The 23584-nt window shown below is 66.7% G+C and carries 26 protein-coding genes; 16 read left to right on the plus strand and 10 right to left on the minus strand.

What is annotated here, in order from left to right; translation table 11 throughout:
* Positions 1 to 85 precede the first annotated feature (85 nt).
* Positions 86 to 709, plus strand: coding sequence for a lytic transglycosylase domain-containing protein (locus ACTZWU_RS09965; RefSeq protein WP_444737211.1), 624 nt, complete (start codon positions 86 to 88; stop codon positions 707 to 709).
* 12 nt (positions 710 to 721) lie between these two features.
* Here the strand turns inward: ACTZWU_RS09965 and ACTZWU_RS09970 are convergent, their stop codons facing one another.
* The 9 genes from ACTZWU_RS09970 to mdh all read right to left on the minus strand — a co-directional run bounded on the left by ACTZWU_RS09970 (position 722) and on the right by mdh (position 11769).
* Positions 722 to 1282 carry a transglycosylase SLT domain-containing protein gene (locus ACTZWU_RS09970; protein ID WP_444737212.1) on the minus strand — a complete coding sequence of 187 codons (561 nt, stop codon included), beginning with the start codon at positions 1280 to 1282 and terminating at the stop codon, positions 722 to 724.
* Positions 1275 to 2669, minus strand: coding sequence for a dihydrolipoyl dehydrogenase (gene lpdA, locus ACTZWU_RS09975; protein ID WP_444737361.1), 1395 nt, complete (start codon positions 2667 to 2669; stop codon positions 1275 to 1277). The genes ACTZWU_RS09970 and lpdA overlap by 8 nt, the downstream gene beginning before the upstream one ends.
* 72 nt (positions 2670 to 2741) lie before the next feature.
* A complete protein-coding gene (locus tag ACTZWU_RS09980) occupies positions 2742 to 3137 on the minus strand; it encodes an MAPEG family protein (RefSeq protein ID WP_444737362.1) in 396 nt (131 codons plus the stop codon).
* Between the two features lie 196 nt (positions 3138 to 3333).
* A complete protein-coding gene (gene odhB / locus ACTZWU_RS09985; protein WP_444737213.1) occupies positions 3334 to 4866 on the minus strand; it encodes a 2-oxoglutarate dehydrogenase complex dihydrolipoyllysine-residue succinyltransferase in 1533 nt (510 codons plus the stop codon).
* Between the two features lie 4 nt (positions 4867 to 4870).
* Positions 4871 to 7837, minus strand: a complete 2967-nt coding sequence (locus ACTZWU_RS09990) for a 2-oxoglutarate dehydrogenase E1 component (RefSeq protein WP_444737214.1) — start codon at positions 7835 to 7837, stop codon at positions 4871 to 4873.
* Positions 7838 to 7870: 33 nt separating this feature from the next.
* Positions 7871 to 8260 (minus strand): hypothetical protein, encoded by a 390-nt coding sequence (locus tag ACTZWU_RS09995; RefSeq protein ID WP_444737215.1) that lies wholly within the window; start codon positions 8258 to 8260, stop codon positions 7871 to 7873.
* 63 nt (positions 8261 to 8323) lie between these two features.
* The gene (sucD, locus tag ACTZWU_RS10000; protein ID WP_444737216.1) at positions 8324 to 9208 is read right to left on the minus strand and encodes a succinate--CoA ligase subunit alpha; all 885 of its coding nucleotides are present in this window, start codon (positions 9206 to 9208) and stop codon (positions 8324 to 8326) included.
* A 78-nt stretch (positions 9209 to 9286) separates the two neighbouring features.
* Positions 9287 to 10480 (minus strand): ADP-forming succinate--CoA ligase subunit beta, encoded by a 1194-nt coding sequence (sucC, locus tag ACTZWU_RS10005; protein ID WP_444737217.1) that lies wholly within the window; start codon positions 10478 to 10480, stop codon positions 9287 to 9289.
* A 326-nt stretch (positions 10481 to 10806) separates the two neighbouring features.
* A complete protein-coding gene (mdh, locus tag ACTZWU_RS10010; protein WP_444737218.1) occupies positions 10807 to 11769 on the minus strand; it encodes a malate dehydrogenase in 963 nt (320 codons plus the stop codon).
* A 159-nt stretch (positions 11770 to 11928) separates the two neighbouring features.
* On the opposite strand from mdh, the gene ACTZWU_RS10015 reads away from it, so the two are divergent.
* From ACTZWU_RS10015 to ACTZWU_RS10065, 11 genes are all read left to right on the plus strand, one after another.
* Positions 11929 to 12690, plus strand: coding sequence for a sulfite exporter TauE/SafE family protein (locus ACTZWU_RS10015; protein WP_444737219.1), 762 nt, complete (start codon positions 11929 to 11931; stop codon positions 12688 to 12690).
* Positions 12691 to 12721: 31 nt separating this feature from the next.
* A complete protein-coding gene (locus tag ACTZWU_RS10020) occupies positions 12722 to 13561 on the plus strand; it encodes an HpcH/HpaI aldolase/citrate lyase family protein (protein ID WP_444737220.1) in 840 nt (279 codons plus the stop codon).
* A 41-nt stretch (positions 13562 to 13602) separates the two neighbouring features.
* On the plus strand, positions 13603 to 14157 hold the full coding sequence (locus tag ACTZWU_RS10025; RefSeq protein WP_444737221.1) for an NnrU family protein: 555 nt from the start codon (positions 13603 to 13605) through the stop codon (positions 14155 to 14157).
* Complete coding sequence (locus ACTZWU_RS10030; protein WP_444737222.1) at positions 14157 to 14363, plus strand: DUF1737 domain-containing protein; 207 nt, start codon at positions 14157 to 14159, stop codon at positions 14361 to 14363. The genes ACTZWU_RS10025 and ACTZWU_RS10030 overlap by 1 nt, the downstream gene beginning before the upstream one ends.
* Before the next feature lie 278 nt (positions 14364 to 14641).
* On the plus strand, positions 14642 to 15031 hold the full coding sequence (gene sdhC / locus ACTZWU_RS10035) for a succinate dehydrogenase, cytochrome b556 subunit (protein WP_444737223.1): 390 nt from the start codon (positions 14642 to 14644) through the stop codon (positions 15029 to 15031).
* 16 nt (positions 15032 to 15047) lie between these two features.
* Positions 15048 to 15434, plus strand: coding sequence for a succinate dehydrogenase, hydrophobic membrane anchor protein (locus ACTZWU_RS10040; protein WP_444737224.1), 387 nt, complete (start codon positions 15048 to 15050; stop codon positions 15432 to 15434).
* 7 nt (positions 15435 to 15441) lie between these two features.
* Positions 15442 to 17244 carry a succinate dehydrogenase flavoprotein subunit gene (sdhA, locus tag ACTZWU_RS10045; RefSeq protein ID WP_444737225.1) on the plus strand — a complete coding sequence of 601 codons (1803 nt, stop codon included), beginning with the start codon at positions 15442 to 15444 and terminating at the stop codon, positions 17242 to 17244.
* A complete protein-coding gene (locus ACTZWU_RS10050) occupies positions 17244 to 17612 on the plus strand; it encodes a hypothetical protein (RefSeq protein WP_444737226.1) in 369 nt (122 codons plus the stop codon). The genes sdhA and ACTZWU_RS10050 overlap by 1 nt, the downstream gene beginning before the upstream one ends.
* A gap of 4 nt (positions 17613 to 17616) precedes the next feature.
* Positions 17617 to 17937 (plus strand): hypothetical protein, encoded by a 321-nt coding sequence (locus ACTZWU_RS10055; protein ID WP_444737227.1) that lies wholly within the window; start codon positions 17617 to 17619, stop codon positions 17935 to 17937.
* 2 nt (positions 17938 to 17939) lie between these two features.
* Positions 17940 to 18791 (plus strand): hypothetical protein, encoded by an 852-nt coding sequence (locus tag ACTZWU_RS10060; RefSeq protein WP_444737228.1) that lies wholly within the window; start codon positions 17940 to 17942, stop codon positions 18789 to 18791.
* Positions 18792 to 18803: 12 nt separating this feature from the next.
* Complete coding sequence (locus ACTZWU_RS10065; RefSeq protein WP_304615661.1) at positions 18804 to 19583, plus strand: succinate dehydrogenase iron-sulfur subunit; 780 nt, start codon at positions 18804 to 18806, stop codon at positions 19581 to 19583.
* Between the two features lie 48 nt (positions 19584 to 19631).
* Here ACTZWU_RS10065 and ACTZWU_RS10070 read toward each other — a convergent pair whose 3' ends face one another.
* Entirely contained in the window at positions 19632 to 20054 is a 423-nt protein-coding gene (locus tag ACTZWU_RS10070) for a Fur family transcriptional regulator (protein ID WP_304615662.1), read from the minus strand.
* 97 nt (positions 20055 to 20151) lie between these two features.
* Here ACTZWU_RS10070 and ACTZWU_RS10075 point away from each other — a divergent pair, with 97 nt between their 5' ends.
* From ACTZWU_RS10075 to ACTZWU_RS10090, 4 genes are read left to right on the plus strand one after another with little or no spacing between them, the layout of a single operon-like run.
* The gene (locus ACTZWU_RS10075; protein WP_444737229.1) at positions 20152 to 21027 is read left to right on the plus strand and encodes a metal ABC transporter substrate-binding protein; all 876 of its coding nucleotides are present in this window, start codon (positions 20152 to 20154) and stop codon (positions 21025 to 21027) included.
* On the plus strand, positions 21024 to 21878 hold the full coding sequence (locus ACTZWU_RS10080; protein ID WP_444737230.1) for a manganese/iron ABC transporter ATP-binding protein: 855 nt from the start codon (positions 21024 to 21026) through the stop codon (positions 21876 to 21878). The genes ACTZWU_RS10075 and ACTZWU_RS10080 overlap by 4 nt, the downstream gene beginning before the upstream one ends.
* Before the next feature lie 8 nt (positions 21879 to 21886).
* Positions 21887 to 22723, plus strand: coding sequence for a metal ABC transporter permease (locus ACTZWU_RS10085; RefSeq protein ID WP_444737231.1), 837 nt, complete (start codon positions 21887 to 21889; stop codon positions 22721 to 22723).
* Positions 22720 to 23541, plus strand: a complete 822-nt coding sequence (locus ACTZWU_RS10090) for a metal ABC transporter permease (protein WP_444737232.1) — start codon at positions 22720 to 22722, stop codon at positions 23539 to 23541. Before ACTZWU_RS10085 ends, ACTZWU_RS10090 begins: the two co-directional genes overlap by 4 nt.
* The last annotated feature ends 43 nt before the right edge of the window (positions 23542 to 23584 follow it).

Below are 23584 nucleotides of genomic sequence, written 5' to 3' on the forward strand. Positions count from 1 at the left end.
GCGCGGCGGGTGGCGGAGCGGGCAAACCGGTGTATAGTGCCCGGCGTCGAAGCAGCGACAAGCTGACGAACACGAGGGCAGAGACATGCGGTTCACACATCTCTTCAGGCTCGCGATCTGTGCGGCGCTGGCGACGGGGGTCGCGGCGCCCGTCTCGGCCGAGGGGCTGCGCCTTTCGGGCAGCTCGTCCAAGTCCCGCGCCGAGCAATTCGCCCGCCAGACCCGTCTGATGGATTCGCGGCTCTCGACGCAATACCAGCAATCGGCGCGACTTCAGCCCGGCCGGATCGAGCAGGCCATGCCGCTTGCCCCCGACAGCGGCAACATCCCGCGCTATACCGGGCGGCGCAGCGAGTACCTGCCCCATGCCCGCGCGGCGGCGCAGCGCCACGGCATCCCCGAGGATCTGTTCCTGCGCCTCGTCCAGCAGGAATCGGGCTGGAACCCGAATGCGCGGTCGCACAAGGGCGCGATGGGGCTGGCGCAGCTGATGCCCGGCACGGCGTCCAAGCTGGGCGTGAACCCGAACGATCCGATGCAGAATCTGGAAGGCGGGGCGCGCTATCTGCGGATGATGTACAACCAGTTCGGCAACTGGCGGCTGGCGCTGGCGGCCTATAATGCGGGGCCGGGGGCGGTGCAGAAATATGGCGGCATCCCGCCCTATCGCGAAACCCGCAACTATGTGCGGATCATCGCCGGAGGCTGATCGGGTCGCGGCCTAGCGCCGCAACCCCGTCTCGCGCAGAAGGCCCCTGCGGCGGGCCTCGTAGTAATAGCCGCGCGAATACCACATGATCGCCCGGTCGGGATTGCCGTCCGCGACCATCCAGGCGCCGCGCAGATAGCGCACGCCGTATTTCAGGTTCGTATCCGCATCCAGAAGCGCCGCATCCGGCCCGCGAAAACCCATCGTGCGGGCGGTCTGAGGGTGGATCTGCATCAGGCCGTAATAGGGGCCGTTGCGCGCGCCGGGCCGGTGGCTGGATTCGCGCAGCACCACGCGCTGCACCAGAGCGGGCGGCACGTCGTAATGTGAGGCCCAGAAATTGATGCGCTGCCGCAGATAGGGCGTCTCGTTCGGATAAAGACCGGTATGCGTCATGCCGCGGCGCGCGGTGGCGCTGTCGCCGCCCCCGCAGGCCGCAAGTGCCAGCACGCCGAGGATCAGGCCGCGCCGCCCGAAGCGGCGGGCGATGCCGTGATCCGCGGCGCCGGCGCGGTCGGCGGGGACGTGGTCCCCCGCCGCGCCAGTCAGGTCGGGCAGGCCCGCCTCAGGCATGGATCGCGCCGCCGCCGCAGGCGAGGGCCGCCTCGCGCACCGCTTCCGACACGGTCGGGTGGGCGTGGCAGGTCAGCGCCAGATCCTCGGCCGAGGCGCCGAATTCCATCGCCACGCAGACCTCGTGGATCAGGTCGCCCGCCGACGGGCCGATGATGTGGCAGCCGAGGATCCGGTCGGTTTCCGCATCCGCGATCAGCTTGACGAAGCCTTCGCCCAGGAATTGCGCCTTGGCGCGGGCATTGCCCATGAAGGGGAACTTGCCGATCTTGATCTTGCGGCCCTCTGCCTTGGCCTGTTCCTCGGTCAGGCCGACATTGGCGACCTCGGGGGTGGTGTAGATGACGCCCGGAATGACGCCGTAATTCACATGGCCATGCTTGCCCGCGATGACTTCGGCCACGGCCATGCCCTCGTCCTCGGCCTTGTGGGCCAGCATCGGGCCGGGCACCGCGTCGCCGATGGCGTAGATGCCCTTGACGCTGGTGGCCCAGTGCTTGTCCACCTGCACGAAGCCGCGATCGGTCATCGTGACGCCAAGCGCGTCGAGGCCCAGGCCTTCGACATGCGGGCGGCGGCCGGTCGCGACCAGAACGACATCGGTGCTGATCTCATGCGCGCTGTCGTCCTTTTTCAGGGCATAGCTGACCTTGACCTGATCGCCCGCAACCGCGGCCGATTGCACCGCGGCGCCAAGCGTGAACTTGAGGCCCTGCTTGGACAGCATCTTCTGGAAGGCCTTTTGCACCTCTCCGTCGATGCCCGGGGTGATGACGTCCAGGTATTCCAGCACGGTCACTTCGGCGCCGAGGCGCGCATAGACCGAGCCCAGTTCCAGCCCGATGACGCCCGCCCCGATCACGACCATGGATTTCGGGATCCGCTTCAGCGCCAGGGCGCCGGTGGAATCGACGATGCGGCCCGCGTCATTGTCCACCTCGACGCCTTTCAGCGGCGCGGGGGTCGAGCCGGTGGCGATCACGATGTTCTTCGTCTCGTGCACGGTCTCGCCGACCTTGACCTTGCCCGCTTCGGGGATCGAGGCCCAGCCCTTGAGCCAGTCGATCTTGTTCTTCTTGAAGAGGAATTCGATCCCCTTGGTGTTGCCCGCCACCGTTTCGGCCTTGTAGCCCTGCATCTTGTCCCAATCGACCGAGACATGGGCGCCCATCAGGCCCATCTTCTCGAAGTTCTCATGGGCTTCGTGCAGCATATGCGTGCCATGGAGAAGCGCCTTGGAGGGGATGCAGCCCACATTGAGGCAGGTGCCGCCCAAGGTCTCGCGCCCTTCGACGCAGGCCACCTTGAGGCCCAGCTGCGCGGCGCGGATGGCGCAGACATAGCCGCCGGGTCCGGCGCCGATCACGATCAGATCATACATGGCAATTCCTTTCGTCAGGCCGCAGGACCGGGGGCTTCGCGCCCCCGGACCCCCGCGGGATATTTGGTCCAAGGCAAATCACAGCAGGCTTGCCATGATCATGAGGATGGTCGCCAGAAAGCCAACAGCCCAGATGATCGAGCGGCCGGGCACCCAGCCCCGCAGATAGGCGGGCACATAGAGGATGCGGGCGCCGAGATAGGTCCAGGCGAGGGCGGCGGTCAGGGTCGAGGACTTCTGGCCAAGCGTCACCACGACCACGGCGATGGTGAAGAGGATCAGCCCCTCGAAATGGTTGTTCAGCGCACGTTGCAGACGGCCCGCGCGTCCGGTCAGCGCGTGGCCCGCAAGTTCGTCGCGGTTGCCCATCGCGGCGCGGCGTCCGATCTGGCGTTGCGCGGCCAGAGAAAAGGCGATCATCTGCGCGAATTGCAGCAGGCCTGCCAGCGCCAGGACGGTCAGTTCGGGTGTCATGGTCATGCCGCTTCGCGCCTTCTGTCCACGGTTTCCCTTAACGCGTTATCGCGCAGCGGCGCAACGTGTTCGAGATTCTGCAGTCGAGGGACGGACGGGCGTCGGTCTGGATGATGGGGAGGGGCGTCGGCATGGGCTGTCCTTGGCCGGGCATGGACCGGGCGCCTTGCGCCCGATCCGTTGATCTTTCGCCGGATCAGAGATCCATCAGCAGGCGGCGGGGGTCTTCCAGCGCCTCCTTGACGCGGACGAGGAAGGTGACCGCGCCCTTGCCGTCGACGATGCGATGATCGTAGCTGAGCGCGAGATACATCATCGGGCGGATCACGATCTGGCCGCCCACGACGACCGGACGATCCTGGATCTTGTGCATCCCGAGGATCCCCGATTGCGGGGGGTTCAGGATCGGCGAGGACATCAGCGAGCCATAGACGCCACCATTCGAGATGGTGAAGGTGCCGCCCTGCATCTCGGCCATCGAGAGCTTGCCGTCGCGGCCCTTGGTGCCGAGTTCGGCGATTTCTTTCTCGATCGCGGCGAAGCTCTTCTGGTCGACGTCGCGCACGACCGGCACGACGAGGCCCGAGGGCGTGCCGACGGCCACGCCCATATGGACGAAGTTCTTGTAGACGACGTCGGTGCCGTCGATTTCGGCGTTGACCTCGGGGACTTCCTTCAGGGCGTGGCAGCAGGCCTTCACGAAGAAGGACATGAAGCCCAGCTTGACCTTGTGCTTCTTCTCGAAGGCGTCCTTGTATTCGTTGCGAAGCTGCATGATGCCGCTCATGTCGGCCTCGTTGTAGGTCGTCAGCATCGCGGCGGTGTTCTGCGCGTCCTTCAGGCGGCGGGCGATGGTCTGGCGCAGGCGGGTCATCTTGACCCGTTCCTCGCGCGGCGCGTCGTCAGCGGACGAGGGTGCGCGAGCGGCTGCCGGGGCCGGGGCGGGCGCCGAGGCGGCGCGGGCCACGTCTTCCTTCATCACGCGGCCGTCGCGGCCCGAGGCCTGAACCTGGTCGCGGCTGAGACCGGCCTCGGCCATGGCCTTCTTGGCGGAGGGCGCGTCCTCGGGGTCGCGGGGGCGCATTTCCTCGGGGCCTGCGTTCTTCAGCACCGTGTCCTGCGCGGCCTGCGCGCCGCTGGCGGCGGCGGGTTTCGCGCCGCTGGCGCCTTCGGTGATGATCGCAAGGCGGGCCTTGGCATCGACGGTGGTGCCTTCGCCGGCCAGGATCTCGGCCAGGACGCCCGCCGCGGGGGCCGGAACCTCGACCGAGACCTTGTCGGTTTCCAGCTCGCACAGCATCTCGTCTGCGGCGACCTGGTCGCCGGGCTTCTTGAACCAGGTGGCGACGGTCGCTTCCGTCACGCTTTCACCAAGGGCGGGGACCATCACGTCCACGGATTTGCCGCTCATCTTGCCTTGTCCTTCCGGGGTCTTGTCGGCCTGTGCTTGGGCCTGCGGTTTCTCGGGCTTGGGTTCGCTGGCACCGGCATCGGCAGAGCCGATCCGGGCCAGAAGGGCGTCGGGGGCGACGGTCTCGCCCTCGGCTGCGACGATCTCGGCCAATACGCCCGCGATGGGGCTGGGCACTTCGACCGTCACCTTGTCTGTTTCCAGCTCGCAGAGCATCTCGTCGGCCTGGACGCGGTCGCCCGGTTTCTTGAACCAGGTGGCGACCGTCGCCTCGGTCACGGACTCGCCCAGGGCGGGAACGTGGACTGGGGTGCTCATCGGCTCAGCCTTCCAGGCCGAGCGCGTCGGCGATCAGGGCCTCCTGCTCGGCCTTGTGGCGCGATGCAAGGCCCGTCGCGACCGAGGCGGCGGCGCTGCGGCCCGCATAGCGCGCCCGCGTATGCTTGGCGCCCAGACGTTCCAGGCACCATTCCAGATAGGGCTCGACGAAGCTCCAGCCGCCCTGGTTCTTGGGCTCTTCCTGGCACCAGACGATCTCGGCCTGCTTGAAGCGGCCCAGTTCCTTGACCATCGCCTGCGCGGGGAAGGGGTAGAACTGTTCCAGACGCAACAGGTAGATATCGGTGATCCCGGCCTCGTCGCGCGCCTTGAGCAGGTCGTAATAGACCTTGCCCGAACAGACGACGACGCGCTTGATCTTGTCGTCCGCCGCCAGTTCCGTGGCCGAGCCGCCGCGCTGCGCGTCGTCCCACAGCACCCGGTGGAAGGTGCTGCCGGTCTGGAACTCTTCGGCGCGGCTGATGGCCATGGGATGGCGCAGCAGCGATTTCGGGGTCATCAGGACCAGCGGCTTGCGGAACTTGCGCTTGAGCTGGCGGCGCAGGATGTGGAAGTAGTTCGCCGGCGTCGTGCAGTTCGCGACGATCCAGTTATCCTCGGCGCAGCCCTGCAGGAAGCGTTCGAGACGGGCCGAGGAATGTTCCGGGCCCTGACCCTCGAAGCCGTGGGGCAGCAGCATGACCAGACCCGACATGCGCAGCCATTTCTTCTCGCCCGAGGAAATGAACTGGTCGAACATGATCTGCGCGCCGTTGGCGAAGTCGCCGAACTGGGCCTCCCACATGACCAGGTTGTTCGGTTCGGCCAGCGAATAGCCGTATTCGAAGCCCAGCACCGCATATTCCGACAGCATCGAGTCGATGACTTCGTACTGCGCCTGACCTTCCGCGATGTTGTTCAGCGGGTAATAGCGGTCCTCGCTCTGCTGGTCGATGAAGGCCGAATGGCGCTGGCTGAAGGTGCCACGCGTGCTGTCCTGACCGGCCAGACGGACGCCGTGGCCCTCCAGCAGCAGAGAGCCGAAGGCCAGCGCCTCGCCGGTCGCCCAGTCGAAACCCTCGCCGGTCGAGAACATCTGCTTTTTCGCCTCGAGCAGACGGCCCACGGTCTTGTGCAGGTTCATTCCCTCGGGGACGGTGGTCAGCGCGGTGCCGATGCGGGTCATCGCCTCGGGGTCGATGCCAGTCTCGCCCGCGACATATTCCTCGCCCTCGCGCGCGAGGCCCGACCACTTGCCGTCAAGCCAGTCGGCCTTGTTTGGCTTGAAGGTCTTGCCCTGCTCGAATTCCTCGTTGAGGTGTTTCTGGAAGGCGGCCTTCATGTCCTCGATCTCGCCCTCGGGGATCAGCCCGTCGGCGACCAGACGCTCGGTATAAAGCTGCAGCGTGGTCCGGTGGCCCTTGATCTGGGTATACATCGCCGGGTTGGTGAACATGGGCTCGTCGCCCTCGTTGTGACCGAAGCGGCGGTAGCAGAAGATGTCGATGACGACGTCCTTCTTGAACTTCTGCCGGAACTCGGTCGCCACCTTGGCGGCATGGACCACGGCCTCGGGATCGTCGCCGTTCACGTGGAAGATCGGCGCCTCGACCATCAGCGCGATGTCGGTCGGATAGGGCGAGGTGCGGCTGAAATGCGGCGCGGTGGTGAAACCGATCTGGTTGTTCACCACGATATGGATGCAGCCGCCGGTGCGGTGGCCCTTGATGCCCGAAAGCTGAAGGCATTCGGCCACGACGCCCTGACCGGCAAAGGCCGCGTCGCCATGCAGCAGGATCGGCAGAACCGAGCTGCGGTCGGTGCGGTCGCCCAGCTGGTCGCCCTTGGCGCGCGCCTTGCCCAGCACGACCGGGTTCACCGCTTCAAGGTGGCTGGGGTTGGCGGTCAGCGACAAGTGGACGGTGTTGCCGTCGAATTCCCGGTCGCTGGATGCGCCGAGGTGATATTTCACGTCGCCCGAACCGTCCACATCCTCGGGCTTGAAGCTGCCGCCCTGGAATTCGTTGAAGATCGCGCGATAGGGCTTGGACAGCACGTTGGCCAGAACCGACAGGCGGCCCCGGTGGGGCATGCCGATCACGATGTCCTTCACGCCAAGCGCGCCGCCGCGCTTGATGATCTGTTCCATCGCGGGGATCAGCGCCTCGCCGCCGTCAAGGCCGAAACGCTTGGTGCCCATGTATTTGACATGCAGGAACTTCTCGAAGCCCTCGGCCTCGACCAGCTTGTTCAGGATGGCGCGGCGGCCTTCACGGGTGAACTGGATTTCCTTGCCGAAGCCCTCGATCCGCTCTTTCAGCCAGGCGGCTTCCTCGGGGTTCGAGATGTGCATGAATTGCAGCGCGAAGGTGCCGCAATAGGTGCGCTCCATCAGGTCGCGGATCTGACGGATCGAGGCGACCTCGAGGCCCAGCACGTTGTCGATGAAGATCGGCCGGTCCATGTCCTCGGGGCCGAAACCGTAGCTTTCGGGGTTCAGCTCGCCATGGTCGGGGACGTTGCGCAGGCCAAGCGGGTCCAGATCGGCATGCAGATGGCCCCGGATGCGGTAGGCGCGGATCAGCATCAGCGCGCGGATGCTGTCCAGCACGGCCTGACGCAGCTGCGCCTCGGACAGGGCGACGCCCTTTTCGGCAGCCTTGGCGGCGATCTTCTGGCCCGCGGCCTTGGCCTCGGCCTTGCCGCCCGCCGGCCATTCGCCGGTCAGCGCGCTGGTCAGTTCATCGGCGGGAACCGGAGGCCAGTCCTTGCGCGACCAGCTTGCCCCCTCGGCCTCGCGCGCGGCATCGGCCTGCTCGTCGCCCAGACCCCGGAAGAACGCGTCCCAGGCCTGATCGACCGCCGCCGGGTTCTTGGCCCATTGCCCGTAAAGCTGTTCCACATAGGCCGCGTTGTGGCCCTGCAGGAACGAGGAATCGTGAAAGTCGGTGTTCTTAGGCTGCTCGGTCATGGTCAGTCCCCGGTTCAGGGCGGAAAAACGCGCTCAGGCGCAGTGAATGTCGAAGATGCGGGCGCCGGGATCGGCGAAGGGGTCCAGCCTCGGCTGCTGCTGGATGCGGGCGGGGGCGCGCCGTTCCAGCCCGCACAAGGCGACGGCTGCGCGGCTTTCGGCATCGGGCGGCGCCAGCGAGGGCTGGTAGATCACCCGCCAACCGAAATCGCGCCGCGCCACGGTGCGGACCGAGGCGGGCGGAAGCGTCGTCGCCAGATGCAGATTGGTGCGCGCGGGGATGCCGCCGGGCAGGATGTCGGCCGTTATCCGCTCGCCGCAGGCCGTCAACACAAGAAAGGCGGCCAGCGACAGGGGCAACCCTCGCGTCGCAAGGCGGCGCGGCGGGTCTTGCCGGGGCTGATCAGCCCATGGTCCTGTCACTGTCCGGTCCTTCCCCTTGTCATGCCGCCCCCTATGAAAGATGGGGGGCGGGGGGTCAAATCATCAACCCTTGATCGCCTTCAGAACGGCTTCGCCCAGACCGGCGGGGCTGTCGGCAACCACGATCCCGGCCTTCTTCATGGCCTCGATCTTGGATTCCGCGTCGCCCTTGCCGCCCGACACGATCGCGCCGGCATGGCCCATGCGGCGGCCCGGAGGCGCCGTACGGCCCGCGATGAAGCCCGCGGTGGGCTTCCACTTGCCCTTGCGCTTCTGCTCGGCCAGGAACTCGGCGGCCTCTTCCTCGGCGCTGCCGCCGATCTCGCCGATCATGATGATCGAGGTCGTTTCCGGATCGTCGAGGAACATCTGCAGCACGTCGATATGCTCCATCCCCTTGATCGGGTCGCCGCCGATGCCGACCGCCGAGGACTGGCCCAGACCCACGTCCGAGGTCTGCTTGACCGCCTCATAGGTCAGCGTGCCCGAACGCGACACGACGCCCACGCTGCCGCGACGGAAGATGCTGCCCGGCATGATGCCGATCTTGCATTCGTCAGGCGTCATGATGCCGGGGCAGTTCGGCCCGATCAGGCGCGACTTGCTGTTGGCCAGCGCGCGCTTGACGCGCATCATGTCCAGAACCGGGATGCCTTCGGTGATCGCCACGATCAGCTCGATCTCGGCGTCGATGGCTTCCAGGATCGAATCCGCCGCGAAGGGAGGCGGCACATAGATCGCGGTCGCATTGGCGCCGGTTTTCGCCACGGCCTCGTGGACCGAGTTGAAGACCGGCAGGCCCAGATGCTCGGACCCGCCCTTGCCGGGGGTCACGCCGCCGACCATCTTGGTCCCGTAGGCGATCGCCTGTTCGGTGTGGAAGGTGCCCTGGGACCCGGTGATCCCCTGGCAGATGACTTTGGTATTCTTGTCAACGAGAACGGCCATCATGGCCTCCTTGCGTAAGCGGCGCCTCTGCACCGCGATGTTCCAGAGGAGGGCGCGCCGGACGCGCGCCCGGATGGATCAGCCCTTGACGGCCTTGACGATCTTCTGCGCGCCGTCCTTGAGGTCGTCGGCAGCGATGACGTTCAGGCCGGAATTGGCGATGATCTCCTTGCCCAGCTCCACGTTCGTGCCTTCCAGACGCACGACCAGCGGGACCTGCAGGCCGACCTCTTTCACGGCGGCGATGATGCCTTCCGCGATGATGTCGCAGCGCATGATGCCGCCGAAGATGTTGACCAGGATGCCTTTGACGTTCGGGTCCGAGGTGATGATCTTGAACGCCTCGGTGACCTTTTCCTTCGTGGCGCCGCCGCCGACGTCAAGGAAGTTGGCCGGTTCGGCGCCGAACAGCTTGATGATGTCCATGGTCGCCATCGCGAGGCCCGCGCCGTTCACCATGCAGCCGATCTCGCCGTCCAGCGCGATGTAGTTCAGGTCGAACTTGGACGCGGCCAGTTCCTTGGGGTCTTCCTCGGTCTCGTCGCGCAGCGCCATGATGTCGGGCTGGCGATAGAGCGCGTTGTTGTCGAAACCCATCTTGGCGTCGAGGCACTTGATCTGGCCCTCGGGGGTCACGATCAGCGGGTTGATCTCCAGCATCTCCATGTCTTTTTCAATGAACATGCGATAGAGGTTCTTGACCAGCGCCACGCATTGCTTGACCTGCGCGCCTTCCAGGCCCAGGGCAAAGGCCACGCGGCGGCCGTGGAAATCCGACAGGCCCGAGGCGGGGTCAACCGAGAAGCTGACGATCTTCTCGGGGGTGTGGGCGGCCACTTCCTCGATGTCCATGCCGCCCTCGGTCGAGGCGACGAAGCTGACGCGCGAGGTCTGGCGGTCCACCAGCAGGGCCAGATACAGCTCGCGGGCGATGTCGCTGCCGTCTTCGATATAGATGCGGTTGACCTGCTTGCCGGCGGGGCCGGTCTGGTGCGTGACCAGCGTGCGGCCCAGCATCTGACGGGTCAGTTCCTCGGCTTCCTCGACCGACTTGGCCAGACGGACGCCGCCCTTCTCACCGGCTTCGGCTTCCTTGAAGCTGCCCTTGCCGCGGCCGCCCGCATGGATCTGCGCCTTCACCACCCAGAGCGGGCCGTCCATCTCGCCTGCGGCGGTCTTGGCCTCGTCGGCCTTCATCACGATGCGGCCATCGCTGACGGGTGCGCCATACTGACGCAGAAGCGCCTTGGCCTGATATTCGTGAATGTTCATCGGGACCCCCTCGTTCGGTTCCAGGATTTGGCGCGTTGTGCCACAACCCGGATGGGCCGAGAACACAAATCGCAGCGAAATCGGGAAATCTGGCGGGTTCGCGCCTAATGTGATCACAGCCGGAAACACTGTGATCACAGGCCCGGCGCTGATAGCGCAAGCAAGGTGATTCGCAGCGGCGATCCAAGATATGAGGCGCGATGCAAGACCAATGATGCCGCAGCGCAGCGTCATTTAGGGGTGCGCAGGGCGGGGGCAGGGCAGGGGCGCGATGAAAAAGGCCCGGCTTGCGGCCGGGCCTGTCGTCTTTGCGATCTGGACCGAAATCAGGCCAGGCTGCCGTCGATGCCCTTGCAGGCCTCGACCAGACCCTTCACCGCGTTGACCGAATTGTCGAACATCGCCTGTTCGTCCTTGTCCAGGGTGATGTCGATGATCTTCTCGACGCCACCGGCACCGATCACGGTCGGCACGCCGACATACATGCCCTTGAGGCCGTAGGCGCCGTCCACATAGGCGGCGCAGGGCAGGACGCGCTTCTGGTCCTTCAGATAGGCCTCGGCCATCTCGATGGCGCTGGTCGCGGGGGCGTAGAAGGCCGAACCCGTCTTCAGCAGGCCCACGATCTCGGCGCCGCCGTCGCGGGTGCGCTGGACGATCGCGTCCATCTTGTCCTGCGTGGTCCAGCCCATCTTGACCAGATCCGGCAGCGGGATGCCCGCCACGGTCGAATAGCGCACCAGCGGCACCATCGTGTCGCCATGCCCGCCCAGAACGAAGGCGGTCACGTCGCGCATCGAGACGCCGAATTCCAGCGACAGGAAGTGACGGAAACGCGCCGAGTCCAGAACGCCCGCCATGCCGCAGACCTTCTCATGCGGCAGGCCCGAGAACTCGCGCAGCGCCCATACCATCGCGTCAAGCGGGTTGGTGATGCAGATGACAAAGGCGTTCGGCGCGTATTTCGCGATGCCTTCGCCCACCGACTTCATGACCTTGAGGTTGATGCCCAGCAGATCGTCGCGGCTCATGCCCGGCTTGCGCGGCACGCCTGCGGTGACGATGCAGACATCCGCGCCCGCGATATCGGCGTAATCATTGGCGCCCTTCATCACGGCGTCGAAACCTTCGGAGGGACCCGATTGCGCGATGTCCAGAGCCTTGCCCTGGGGCGTGCCTTCGGCGATGTCGAACAGGACGACGTCGCCCAGTTCCTTCATCGCGGCCAGATGTGCCAGCGTGCCGCCGATCTGCCCCGCACCGATAAGTGCGATCTTGGGTCGGGCCATGGATTACCTCCGATTGTCCAGGTGGAATATTGCGCGGTGGTTAGAGCCTCGCGCAACGAATCGCAAGGCCCGCGCGCTGCGGCGCGGCGTTGGTATCCCTAACACTTGTCATTTCCCGCGCCGCGTCCGATCAATCCCCCAAAAGGGACGGGGGGCCGCATGGAGGCATTGACGCCGGAGGGTTGGGTTCTGGCGGTGATCGCCGCCGCCGCGATCGGGCTGGCCAAGGGCGGTCTGGCATTGATCGCGGTGATCGCCGTGCCGATCCTGTCGCTGGTCATGTCGCCCGTTCAGGCGGCAGGGCTGCTGCTGCCGGTCTACATCGTGTCGGATCTGGGCGGGCTTCTGGTCTATCGCCGCCACGTGGATTGGTCGGTGCTGAACAGCGCAATGCCCGGCGCGGTCGCGGGGGTGGGGATCGGCTGGGCCACGGCGCATCTGGTGCCGGTCTGGGGCGTGACGCTGATCGTGGGGCTGATCGGGTCGGTCTTCGCACTGAACGCGCTGCGGCCAAGGCCTGCGCCCGCCGCGCGCCCCGTCTCGCGCAGGCGCGGGAATTCCTGGGGAATCCTCGCGGGTTACACCAGCTTTGTCAGCCATTCCGGAGGCCCGCCCTGGCAGATCTATGCCCAGCCGCTGCGTCTGCCCTCGCTGGTTTTCGCCGGCACGACGACCTGGTTCTTCGCCGTGGTGAACTGGATCAAGCTGGTCCCCTATGCGGCGCTTGGGCAATTGTCGCCGCAGAATCTGACCATCGCGGCGGTGCTGATGCCGGTGGCGCTGGTCTCTGTCTGGGCGGGGCTGGCGCTGGTGCGGGTGATCCCGCAGGCGCTGTTCTACCGGCTGATCACCTGGGGGCTGCTGCTGGTCTCGGTCCGGCTGGTCTGGCAGGGTCTGGCCGAAGGCGGGCTGGCAGGTTAGGTCTGGGCCGACCCGCCACGCCCGAGGCACCATGACGCGTTCCGCCCTCTATATCCCCGCCGCCAATCCCCGTGCGATGGAAAAGGCCCGTGGCCTGCCCGTCGATGCGATCCTGTTCGATCTTGAGGATGCCGTCGCCCCCGATGCCAAGGCCGGGGCGCGCGACCATCTGGCCCGCGCGCTGGAGGCCGATTACGGCCCGCGCCTGCGCATCCTGCGGATCAACGCGCTGGCGACGCCATGGGGCGCCGATGACGCGGCGCTGGCGGCGCGGCTGGCCGCGCATCTGGACGGCGTGCTGCTGCCCAAGACCGCCGGGCCGCAGGATCTGGATGCGCTGGCCGCGCTTGTGCCTGGCTTGCCGCTCTGGGCGATGATCGAGACGCCGCAGGGCGTTCTGTCGGCGCCGCAGATCGCCGCGCATCCACGCCTGCATGCGCTGGTCATGGGTACGAACGACCTGGCCAAGGACCTGCGCTGCCGCAACCGCGCCGACCGTCTGCCGCTGCTGTCCGCGCTTGGCGCCTGCCTGCTGGCGGCGCGCGCGCATGACCGGCTGATCCTTGACGGGGTCTACAACGCCTTCCGCGACACCGACGGCCTGCGCGCCGAGGCCGAACAGGGCCGCGATCTGGGCTTTGACGGCAAGACGCTGATCCATCCCGACCAGATCGCCATCGCCAATGCCTGCTTCGGCCCCTCGGAGGCCGAGATCGCTGAGGCCCGCCGCGAGATCGCCGCCCACGAGGCCGCGCTGGCGGCGGGGCAGGGGATCGCCGTGCTGGATGGCCGCATCGTCGAGAACCTGCATGTCGAAACCGCCCGCCGCCTGATCGCCCGCGCCGAGGCGATTGCGAAACTGCAGCTTTAGGGGCAGTCTGCCCGTTATCTCGATCCAGCCGGAGAAGCCAGATGACGATCCTGATCCTTGGCGTGGCCCTGTGGTGGGCGGCGCATCTTTTCAAGCGCATGGCGCCCGAACGCCGCTCTGCCATGGGCGACCGGGGCAAGGGGCTGGTCGCGCTGGCGCTGGTCCTGTCGGTCGTGCTGATGGTCCTGGGCTATCGCCGCGCGGATGGGGCGTTCTTCTGGGGGCCGCATCCGGCCTCGGTCGGGATCAACAACCTGCTGGTTCTGATCGCCTTCTATCTTTACGCCGCCGACGGGATGAAGACCCGCGTGACCGCATGGCTGCGCCATCCGCAGCTGACGGCCTTTTCGCTGTGGGCCTTCGCGCATCTTCTGGTGAATGGCGACATGCCGGGCATCGTGCTGTTCGGCGGGTTGCTGGCCTGGGCGCTGGTCGAGATGGTCGTGATCAACCGCGCCGTGCCGGTCTGGAACCGCCCGCGCGGCCCGTTCCCCGCCCGCAAGGAGGCCATGGCCGCCGCGGGCGCCGTCATCGTCACGCTGGTCGTCGGCGCGATCCACGGCTGGCTTGGCCCCTGGCCCTTCGGAGGTGCGTGATGCCCCTGATCTACCGCATGATCACCGAGGACGACACGTCGCAATTCTGCCACCGCGTCAGCGAGGCCCTGTCGAAGGGCTGGCAGTTGCAGGGCAGCCCGACGATGGCCTTCGACGCGGCGCGCGGCGTGATGCGCTGCGGGCAGGCCGTCACGAAAGAGATCGAGACGCCCTATCGTCCCGACATGAAGCTGGGGCAGCAATGACGGGCGGATTCGCGGCCCCGACGCCGGTTGCGCTAACGCCGACAAGGACTTGCGCGGCGGATCGTGCGGGGCGCGGCTGGCTGTGATCACAGGCGGGACATGTGTGATCACAAAGTCCGCAATTCCGCGCCATTTCCGCGCAGCGTCTGGAATCTGCAAGTGACAGGCGCCACAAAAGAGGTCAAGAGACCGCAAATCGCCAGCCCGCGCGGCCAGCCCGAACCCAAGGACGGTGGCTGGCGCGGGTCCTGTCAGAACCGATCAAGGAGGGCCGCCTCATGGCCGACGTGAACCGGGGTAACCGGCCGCTTTCCCCCCATCTTCAGGTCTATCGCCTGCCTTTGCCCGCGATCACCTCGATCATGACGCGCATCACCGGCCACGCGCTGGTGGCAGGCGTTCTGCTGCTGGTCTGGTGGCTGGTCGCCGCCGTCTCCAGCCCCGGCGCCTTCGCCGCCGCCGATTGGGTGCTGCGGTCCTGGATCGGGTTTCTCGTGATGCTGGGCTCGGCTTGGGCGCTGTGGTTCCACCTGCTGTCGGGCATCCGCCACCTGTTCTACGACGCGGGCATGGGCCTGGAAATCGAGGACGCCAAGCGGTCCTCGTGGGGCATCATCATCGGCTCGGTCGCGCTGACCGTGCTGAGCCTGATCATCTTCTTCATCTGAGCCAAGGGGGCAGACAATGCGCTATATCACTCCCCGCAAGGCCGCGATCGGCATGGGCTCGGCCCGGACCGGAACGCTGCATCACTGGCAGATGACCGTCACCTCGGCCGCGCTGCTGATCCTGACGCCGCTGTTCATGATCGTCGTCGGCGGCGCCATCGGCCTGCCGCGCGAGGCGGTCATCGCCCATTTCGGCCGTCCCTTCGCCGGGATCGTCACCGCCTTGTTCATCGTGGTGGGCATGATCCACTTCATCAAGGGCACGCGGATCATGCTGGACGACTACCTGCATGGCACCGCCAACCGCGTGGCGATCATCGTCTCGCACATCTTCGGCTGGGGCGTCATCGCCACGGCGCTGTTCGCGCTGGCCAAGATGGCCTTCACCACTCCCGTGATCTGAGGACGACATGGCTGCTTACCAAACCCAAACGCATGATTACGATGTCGTGGTGGTGGGCGCCGGGGGCGCCGGCCTCCGCGCGACGCTCGGCATGGCCGAACAGGGTCTGCGCACGGCCTGCGTGACCAAGGTCTTCCCGACGCGCAGCCACACCGTGGCGGCCCAGGGCGGCATCGCCGCCAGCCTGGCCAATATGGGCCCCGACAGCTGGCAATGGCACATGTACGACACCGTCAAAGGGTCGGACTGGCTGGGCGACACCGACGCGATGGAATATCTGGCGCGCGAGGCCCCCAAGGCCGTTTACGAGCTGGAACATTACGGCGTGCCCTTCTCGCGCACCGAAGAGGGCAAGATCTACCAGCGTCCCTTCGGCGGCCACACGACCGAATATGGCGAAGGCCCCCCCGTGCAGCGCACCTGCGCCGCAGCCGACCGCACGGGCCACGCGATCCTGCACACACTTTATGGTCAGTCGCTGAAGAACAACGCGGAATTCTTCATCGAATATTTCGCGCTGGACCTGATCATCACCGACGGTCGCTGCACCGGCGTCGTCTGCTGGAAGCTGGATGACGGCACGATCCACGTTTTCAACGCCAAGATGGTCGTGCTGGCCACCGGCGGCTATGGCCGCGCCTATTTCAGCGCGACCAGCGCCCATACCTGCACAGGCGACGGCGGCGGCATGGTCGCCCGCGCGGGCCTGCCGCTTCAGGACATGGAATTCGTGCAGTTCCACCCGACCGGCATCTACGGCTCGGGCTGCCTTATCACCGAGGGCGCGCGCGGCGAGGGCGGCTATCTGACCAACTCGGAAGGCGAGCGCTTCATGGAGCGTTACGCGCCGACCTACAAGGATCTGGCCAGCCGCGACGTGGTTTCGCGCTGCATGACGATGGAGATCCGCGAGGGTCGCGGCGTCGGCGGCGACAAGGACCACATCTTCCTGAACCTGATGCACCTGCCGCCGGAAACGCTGGCCGAGCGTCTGCCGGGCATCAGCGAAAGCGCCAAGATCTTCGCGGGCGTCGATGTGACCCGCGCGCCCATCCCGGTCCTGCCGACCGTCCATTACAACATGGGCGGCATTCCGACGAACTACTGGGGCGAGGTTCTGGCGCCCACCGAGGATGATCCGGACCGCATCTTCCCGGGCCTGATGGCCGTGGGCGAGGCGGGCTGCGCCTCGGTCCATGGTGCGAACCGTCTGGGTTCGAACAGCCTGATCGACCTGGTGGTCTTTGGCCGCGCCGCCGCGATCCGCGCCGGTCAGGTCGTGGACCGCGAAGGTGCGATCCCCTCGACCAACAAGGCCGAGGTGGACCGCGCGCTGGACCGTTTCGACGGGCTGCGTCACGCCAATGGCACCGTCGGCACCGCCGAGCTTCGCGACCAGATGCAGCGCACGATGCAGTTGGACGCAGCGGTCTTCCGCACCGACAAGACGCTGGCCGAGGGCTGCCAGAAGATGGAGGCGATCGCCGCCAAGCTGGACGACCTCAAGGTCACGGATCGCGGTCTGATCTGGAACACCGACCTGATGGAAACGCTTGAGCTGACCAACCTGATGCCCAACGCCCTGACGACCATCGTCGCGGCCGAGGCGCGCAAGGAAAGCCGTGGCGCCCATGCGCATGAAGACTACCCTGAGCGGGATGACGCCAACTGGCGCAAGCATTCGCTTGCCTGGGTGGAGGGGAACAAGGTTAAACTGGCCTATCGTCCCGTCCATCTCGAGCCTTTGACCAAGGCCGAGGAAGGCGGGATCGACTTGCAGAAGATCGCTCCGAAGAAAAGGGTTTACTGATGCGCTTGAAACTGATTGCGGCCTTTGGTCTGTCGGCAGCCGTGCTGGCAGGCTGCGTCGCGCCCGTTCCGGTGCCTGGTCCGGCGCTTCCTCCGGCCCCGGTCGCCGCGCCCGCGCCGACCACGCTGGATGCCGCGTCGCGTCAGGTGGCGCGCAACACGATCCAGAACGAGATCCAGAACCGCTTTCAGGGCGTGGATGTCGCGCCCTGGACCGATTGCGTGATGAACAACGCGACCACGGCCGAACTGATCGACATCGCCCAGATGTCGAATGCAGGCTCCAGCGGCGTCAGCCAGAGCGTGGCGGCCATCGTCTCGCGTCCGGCGACGACGCAGTGCATCGCCGCCGCGGCGCGCAGGACCTGACCTGATGGCGTTCGCGCGGGCTCTGGCTGTGACGTTTCTGCCTCTGGCACTGGGGCTGGCCGCTTGCGGCCCTGTCCCGGTGGCACAGGCCGAACGCAGCTGCCTGCGCGACGCCGAACTGGCGCAGCGCCCGCGGGGCGAGGTCGCTTTCGGGGTCGGTTCCGGCCCCGGCGGCACCCGCAGCGCGGGCCGCGTCACGCTTGAGGTGGGCAGCGATTATCTGGCAGGCCGCGACCCGGCCAAGGTCTTTGATCGCTGCGTCCTCAACCGCTCGGGGCAGGCGCCCACGCGCGGACTTTACGAACAACCCGGCTGGCAGGGCTGATCATGGCGGGGGCTGACAGCATCACGCCCGACGGTCGCCCGATGATCCTGCATCTGGGGGTGCAGAAGACCGGCACGACCTCGCTGCAGCGCTTCCTGCGGCTGAACGCGCCTGCGCTGGCCGACCGTCTGATGATCCGCACGCCCGAGGAAGGCACGCCGATGCGCCCCCTTGGCCGCGCCGCGATCCGGCTGAGCCTCGCGCCCGGCGACGACAATGAACGCGCCACGCGCGTGGCCTTCGAGGATGTGCTGGACACGCTGCCCGACGGCCCGCAGACCGCGCTGATCAGCCACGAGAACCTGGCCGGCGCCATGCCCGGCAATGGCGGCGAGACGCGGCTTTACCCCGCCTTGCCGCGGATCGCGCAGCTTCTGGACAAGGTCGCGCAGGAACGCGGCTTTGCCCCGGTCTTCGCGATCTGCACCCGGAACATGGCGGCGTGGAAGCCCTCGGTCTGGGCGCAGGCTGTTCGGACGGACGGCTATGCGGGCGATCTGGACCAGTTCCAGCGCGAGACCGCCGATCTGCCCGGCTGGGGCGACCTGTTCCGCCGCATGGGCGCGAAGCTGGGCGCGGACCGGGTCCACCGCCTGCGCCTTGAGGACGAGACCGATCCCGACCGCCCCGCGACGCAGCTTCTGCGTCTGGCGGGCCTGGACGCGGCGCGCATCGCCGCATTGCCGCCGCTGGATGGTCGCGCGATGGAGCGGTTGTCGAACGGATCGACCGAATTTCTGCGCCGTATCAACGGATTGGCGCTGAATCCTACAGCCCGTGACAAGGTGGCGGACCTTGTTGCGCGCTCGCAGACCCTGTTTGCGGCCGATTGGCCGTCCAAAGGCACTTCCTGAAAGGAGCAACCCATGGTCCAGTTTACCCTGCCCAAGAACAGCCAGATCCGGGTCGGCAAGACCTGGCCCAAGCCCGAGGGCGCCACGAATGTCCGCAAGTTCAAGATCTACCGGTGGGACCCCGAGACCGGGGAGAACCCGCGTCTGGACACCTATTTCGTCGATCTGGACAAGTGCGGCCCGATGGTTCTGGACGCGCTGATCAAGATCAAGAACGAGATCGACCCGACCCTGTCCTTCCGCCGGTCCTGCCGCGAGGGGATCTGCGGCTCCTGCGCGATGGTCATTGACGGCGGCAACCGTCTGGCCTGCATCTTCGGCATCGACGAGGTCGCGGGGGATGTCGCGATCTATCCGCTGCCGCACATGCCGGTCGTCAAGGATCTGGTCCCCGATCTGACCCATTTCTATGCCCAGCATGCCAGCGTGAACCCCTATCTGCAGACCAAGTCGCCGACGCCCGGCAAGGAATGGAAGCAGTCGATCGAGGACCGCAAGAAGCTGGACGGGCTTTATGAGTGCATCCTCTGCGCCTCGTGCTCGACGTCGTGCCCCAGCTACTGGTGGAACGGCGACCGCTATCTGGGCCCGGCCGCGCTGCTGCATGCCTATCGCTGGATCATCGACTCGCGCGACGAGGCGACGGGCGAGCGGCTGGACGAGCTTGAGGACCCCTTCAAGCTTTACCGCTGCCACACGATCATGAACTGCACCAATACCTGCCCCAAGGGCCTGAACCCCGCCAAAGCCATCGCCGCGATCAAGCACATGATGGTCGAACGCGCCGCCTGAGGCAGCACGAACCCGAAAGGCCCGGAGCATGCTCCGGGCCTTTTGCGTTCAGTCCCGGCTTTTGCGGACGTAAAGTTCCAGCCGGTGGTGGACGATCTCATAGCCCATCTCGGCGGCGATCTCGGCCTGCAGACGCTCGATCCGGTCGTCGGTGAATTCGATCACCGCGCCGCTGTCCAGGTCGATCATGTGGTCGTGATGGGCGTCGTCGGCGGCCTCCCACCGGGCGGGTTCGCCCTGAAATTCCAGCTTGTCGATCACGCCCTGCGCCTGAAGCGTCGTCAGCGTGCGATAGACCGTGGCCAGCGACACGCCGGCCCCCGCCGCAACCGCCCGCGCATGCAGTTCCGCCGCGTCAGGGTGATCGGACGCCGCCGCGATCACCCCCAGCAGCGCCGCGCGCTGCCGCGTGACCCGCACCCCCGCGCCGCGAAGCGCCTGTTCAAGCCTGTTCCTGCGTTCCTTGCTCATGGCGGCATCCTGCCGCAACCGGTCACCAGTTGCAACTGGTTCGCAACTATTGACAGTTGCGAACGATTCGCACATCTATACGGCACAGGAGGATTGCATGACCCGTCTGCTTGCCGCCGCTTTGACCTGCCTTCCCGCTCTGGCCTCGGCCGATCAGGTGAAGGTCGCCACCAGCTTCACGATCCTTGCCGACATGGCCCGCAACGTCGCGGGCGATCTGGCCGAGGTGCATTCAATCACCCGTCCGGGCGCCGAGATCCACGATTACCAGCCCACCCCGCGCGACGTTCTGGGCGTTCAGGATGCCGACCTGATCCTTGTGAACGGGATGAACCTCGAAGGCTGGGTCGATCCCTTCCTCGCGCGTCTGGGCGACGTGCCGGTCGCGGTCCTGACCGACGGGGTCGAGCCCATAGCCATCGCGGGCGGCGGCTATGAGGGCCAGCCGAACCCGCATGCCTGGATGTCGCTTGAGAATGCCGCGATCTATGTCGGCAACATCGCCGAGGCGCTTTCCGCCGTCGATCCCGAGAACGCAGCGACCTATGCCGCCAATGCAAAGGCCTATCTGGCTCAGCTGGCCGAAGTGGTCGGCCCCTTGCGCGATCAGGCCCGCGCGCTGCCCGAGGATCGCCGCTTTCTGGTCACCTCCGAGGGGGCCTTTTCCTATCTGGCGCGCGATTTCGGCCTGACCGAGATGTATCTCTGGCCGATCAATGCCGAGGGCGAGGGCACGCCCCAGCAGGTGCGCCGCCTGATCGACCTGATGCGAGAGAAGGGCGCGCCGGTGATCTTTTCCGAAAGCACCGTGTCCGACCGGCCCGCCCGCAGCGTCGCGGCCGAGACGGGCGCGCGTTACGGCGGCATCCTCTATGTGGACAGCCTGTCCGATCCCGACGGTCCCGTGCCCACCTATCTGGACCTGCTGCGCGTGACCGGCGAGACCATCGTCACCGAACTGGCCGTCGAATGAGCGAAACCCCCGCCATCGCCGTCCGCGACCTGACCGTCGCCTATCGCAGCGGCGTGACGGCCTTGCGCGAGGCCAGTCTTGAGGTGCCCTGCGGCTCGGTCACGGCGCTGGTGGGGGTGAACGGCGCGGGGAAGTCCACCCTGTTCAAGGCGCTGATGGGGCTGTTGCCGCATGGGCGGGGCGCGGTGCGGATCATGGGCCTGCCCGTCGCGCGCGCGCTCGGCCGCAATCTGGTCGCCTATGTGCCCCAATCCGAGGATGTGGACTGGACCTTTCCGGTCCTTGTCCGCGACGTGGTGATGATGGGGCGCTACGGCCATATGGGCCTCATGCGCCGCGCCCGGCCCGCCGACCGTCAGGCGGTCGAGGGCGCGCTGGCGCGGGTGGGTCTGACCGACATGGCCACCCGTCAGATCGGTGAATTGTCGGGCGGCCAGAAAAAGCGCGTCTTTCTGGCCCGCGCGCTGGCGCAGGATGCCCGCGTGATCCTGCTGGACGAGCCCTTCACCGGCGTCGATGTCGAGACCGAGCGGCGCATCATCGCGCTGCTCTCCGCGATGCGCGACAAGGGGCGGGCGATGCTGGTTTCGACCCATGATCTGGGGGCGGTGCCGGAATATTGCGACCGGGTGGTCATGGTGAGGGGCACGGTTCTGGCCTCGGGGCCGACCGAGACGACCTTCACCCCCGAGAACCTGCGCCGCGCCTTTGGCGGCACGCTGCGCCATTTCGTGCTGGGCGGCAGCGATCTGCATGACGATCCCGATGCGCGCGCGCTGGATGTCTTCACCGATGACGAGCGGCCGCTGATCCTTTACGACGACCGCCACCAGACCGCAGGCCGCCTGTGATCGCACGCATGCTGGAACCTCTGGCCTATGATTACATGGTCACGGCCATCGGGGCCTCGGCCCTTGTGGGGGCGACCTGCGCCTTTCTGTCGGCCTATCTGATGCTGAAGGGTTGGAGCCTGATCGGCGATGCCCTCTCGCATTCCATCGTGCCGGGCGTGGCGGGGGCCTATATGCTGGGCCTGCCCTTCGCGCTTGGGGCCTTTCTGTCGGGCGGGCTGGCAGCCTTGGCCATGCTGTTTCTGAACAACCGCACCGGGTTGAAGCAGGACGCGATCATCGGGCTGATCTTTACCGGCTTTTTCGGGGTGGGGCTGTTCATGGTCTCGCTGAACCCGGTGGCGGTGGATCTGCAGGCGATCACGCTTGGCAACATCCTGGCCATCGCGCCCGAGGATCTGGTGCAGCTTGTCATCATCGCGGGCGTCACGCTGGCGGTGCTGGCGGTGATCTGGCGCGACCTGCTGGTGGTGTTCTTCGACGAAAGCCATGCGCGGACGGTGGGCTTGCGGCCGGGTCTGCTGAAGCTGGTTTTTTTCACGCTGCTGGCCGGATCGACCGTCGCCGCGATGCAGACCGTGGGCGCGTTTCTGGTGATCGCGCTGGTCATCACGCCGGGCGCTACGGCCTATCTGCTGACCGACCGCTTTTCGCATCTGGTGCTGATCTCGGTCGCGATCGGGGCGCTGTCCTCTGCGATCGGGGCCTATGCGAGCTTCTTCCTCGACGGGGCGACGGGGGGGATCATCGTCCTTTTGCAGACGGCGCTGTTCCTGCTGGCGCTGGTATTCGCGCCGAAACACGGGCTGCTGGCCACGCGGCGCAAAAGGCGCGCGCAGGCATGATCGAGACGCTGATCCTGCCCTTTTCCTTCCCCGTCATGCGCGAGGCGGCGCTGATCGCGCTGATCGTGGCGCTGCCCGCCGCGCTGCTCAGCTGCTTTCTGGTGCTGAAGGGATGGGCGCTGATCGGGGACGGGATCAGCCATGCGGTCCTGCCCGGCATCGTTCTGGCGCATCTGGCGGGGCTGCCGCTGCTGCTGGGCGCCTTCGCGGCGGGGATGGTCTGCGCGCTGGCCTCGGGCTGGCTGGACGCGAACAGCCGGATCAAGCCCGACACGGCGCTTGGCGTGGTCATGGCGGGGATGTTCGCGCTTGGGCTGGTGCTGATCCTGGCCTTTCCGGGGCGGCTGCATCTGAGCCATATCCTCTTCGGCAACATCCTTGGCGTCACGCCCGAGGATTTCGCGCAGGCCCTGCCGATCGCGGCGGTGGTGCTGGTCGTGTTGCTGGTCAAGTGGCGCGATTTCGCGCTGCTGGCCTTTGACCCGGTGCAGGCGCGGGCGGCGGGGCTGCGGGTGGGCTGGCTGCATTACGGGATGCTGGCGATGATCGCGGCGATGGTGGTTGCGATGCTGTCCTCGGTCGGCATCATCTTGGCGGTGGGGCTGCTGATCGCGCCGGGCGCCATCGCCTTTCTGCTGACGCGCAGGCTTTCGGTGATGCTGGCGCTGGCGGCGGGGGTGGCGGGGCTGGCCAGCCTTGGCGGGGTCTGGGCCAGCTTCTGGCTGGACAGCGCGCCCGCGCCCACGATCATCGTGATCCTGACGGCGGCCTTTATTCTGGCCTTCCTCTGGCGGCAGATCCTCGCCGCCCGGGCCTGACACCCCTTTTCGCGCCGCACGCGACCTGTCACTGTCAGCGCAA

This window comes from Paracoccus sp. NSM, assembly GCF_052379855.1.
Lineage (GTDB): Bacteria > Pseudomonadota > Alphaproteobacteria > Rhodobacterales > Rhodobacteraceae > Paracoccus.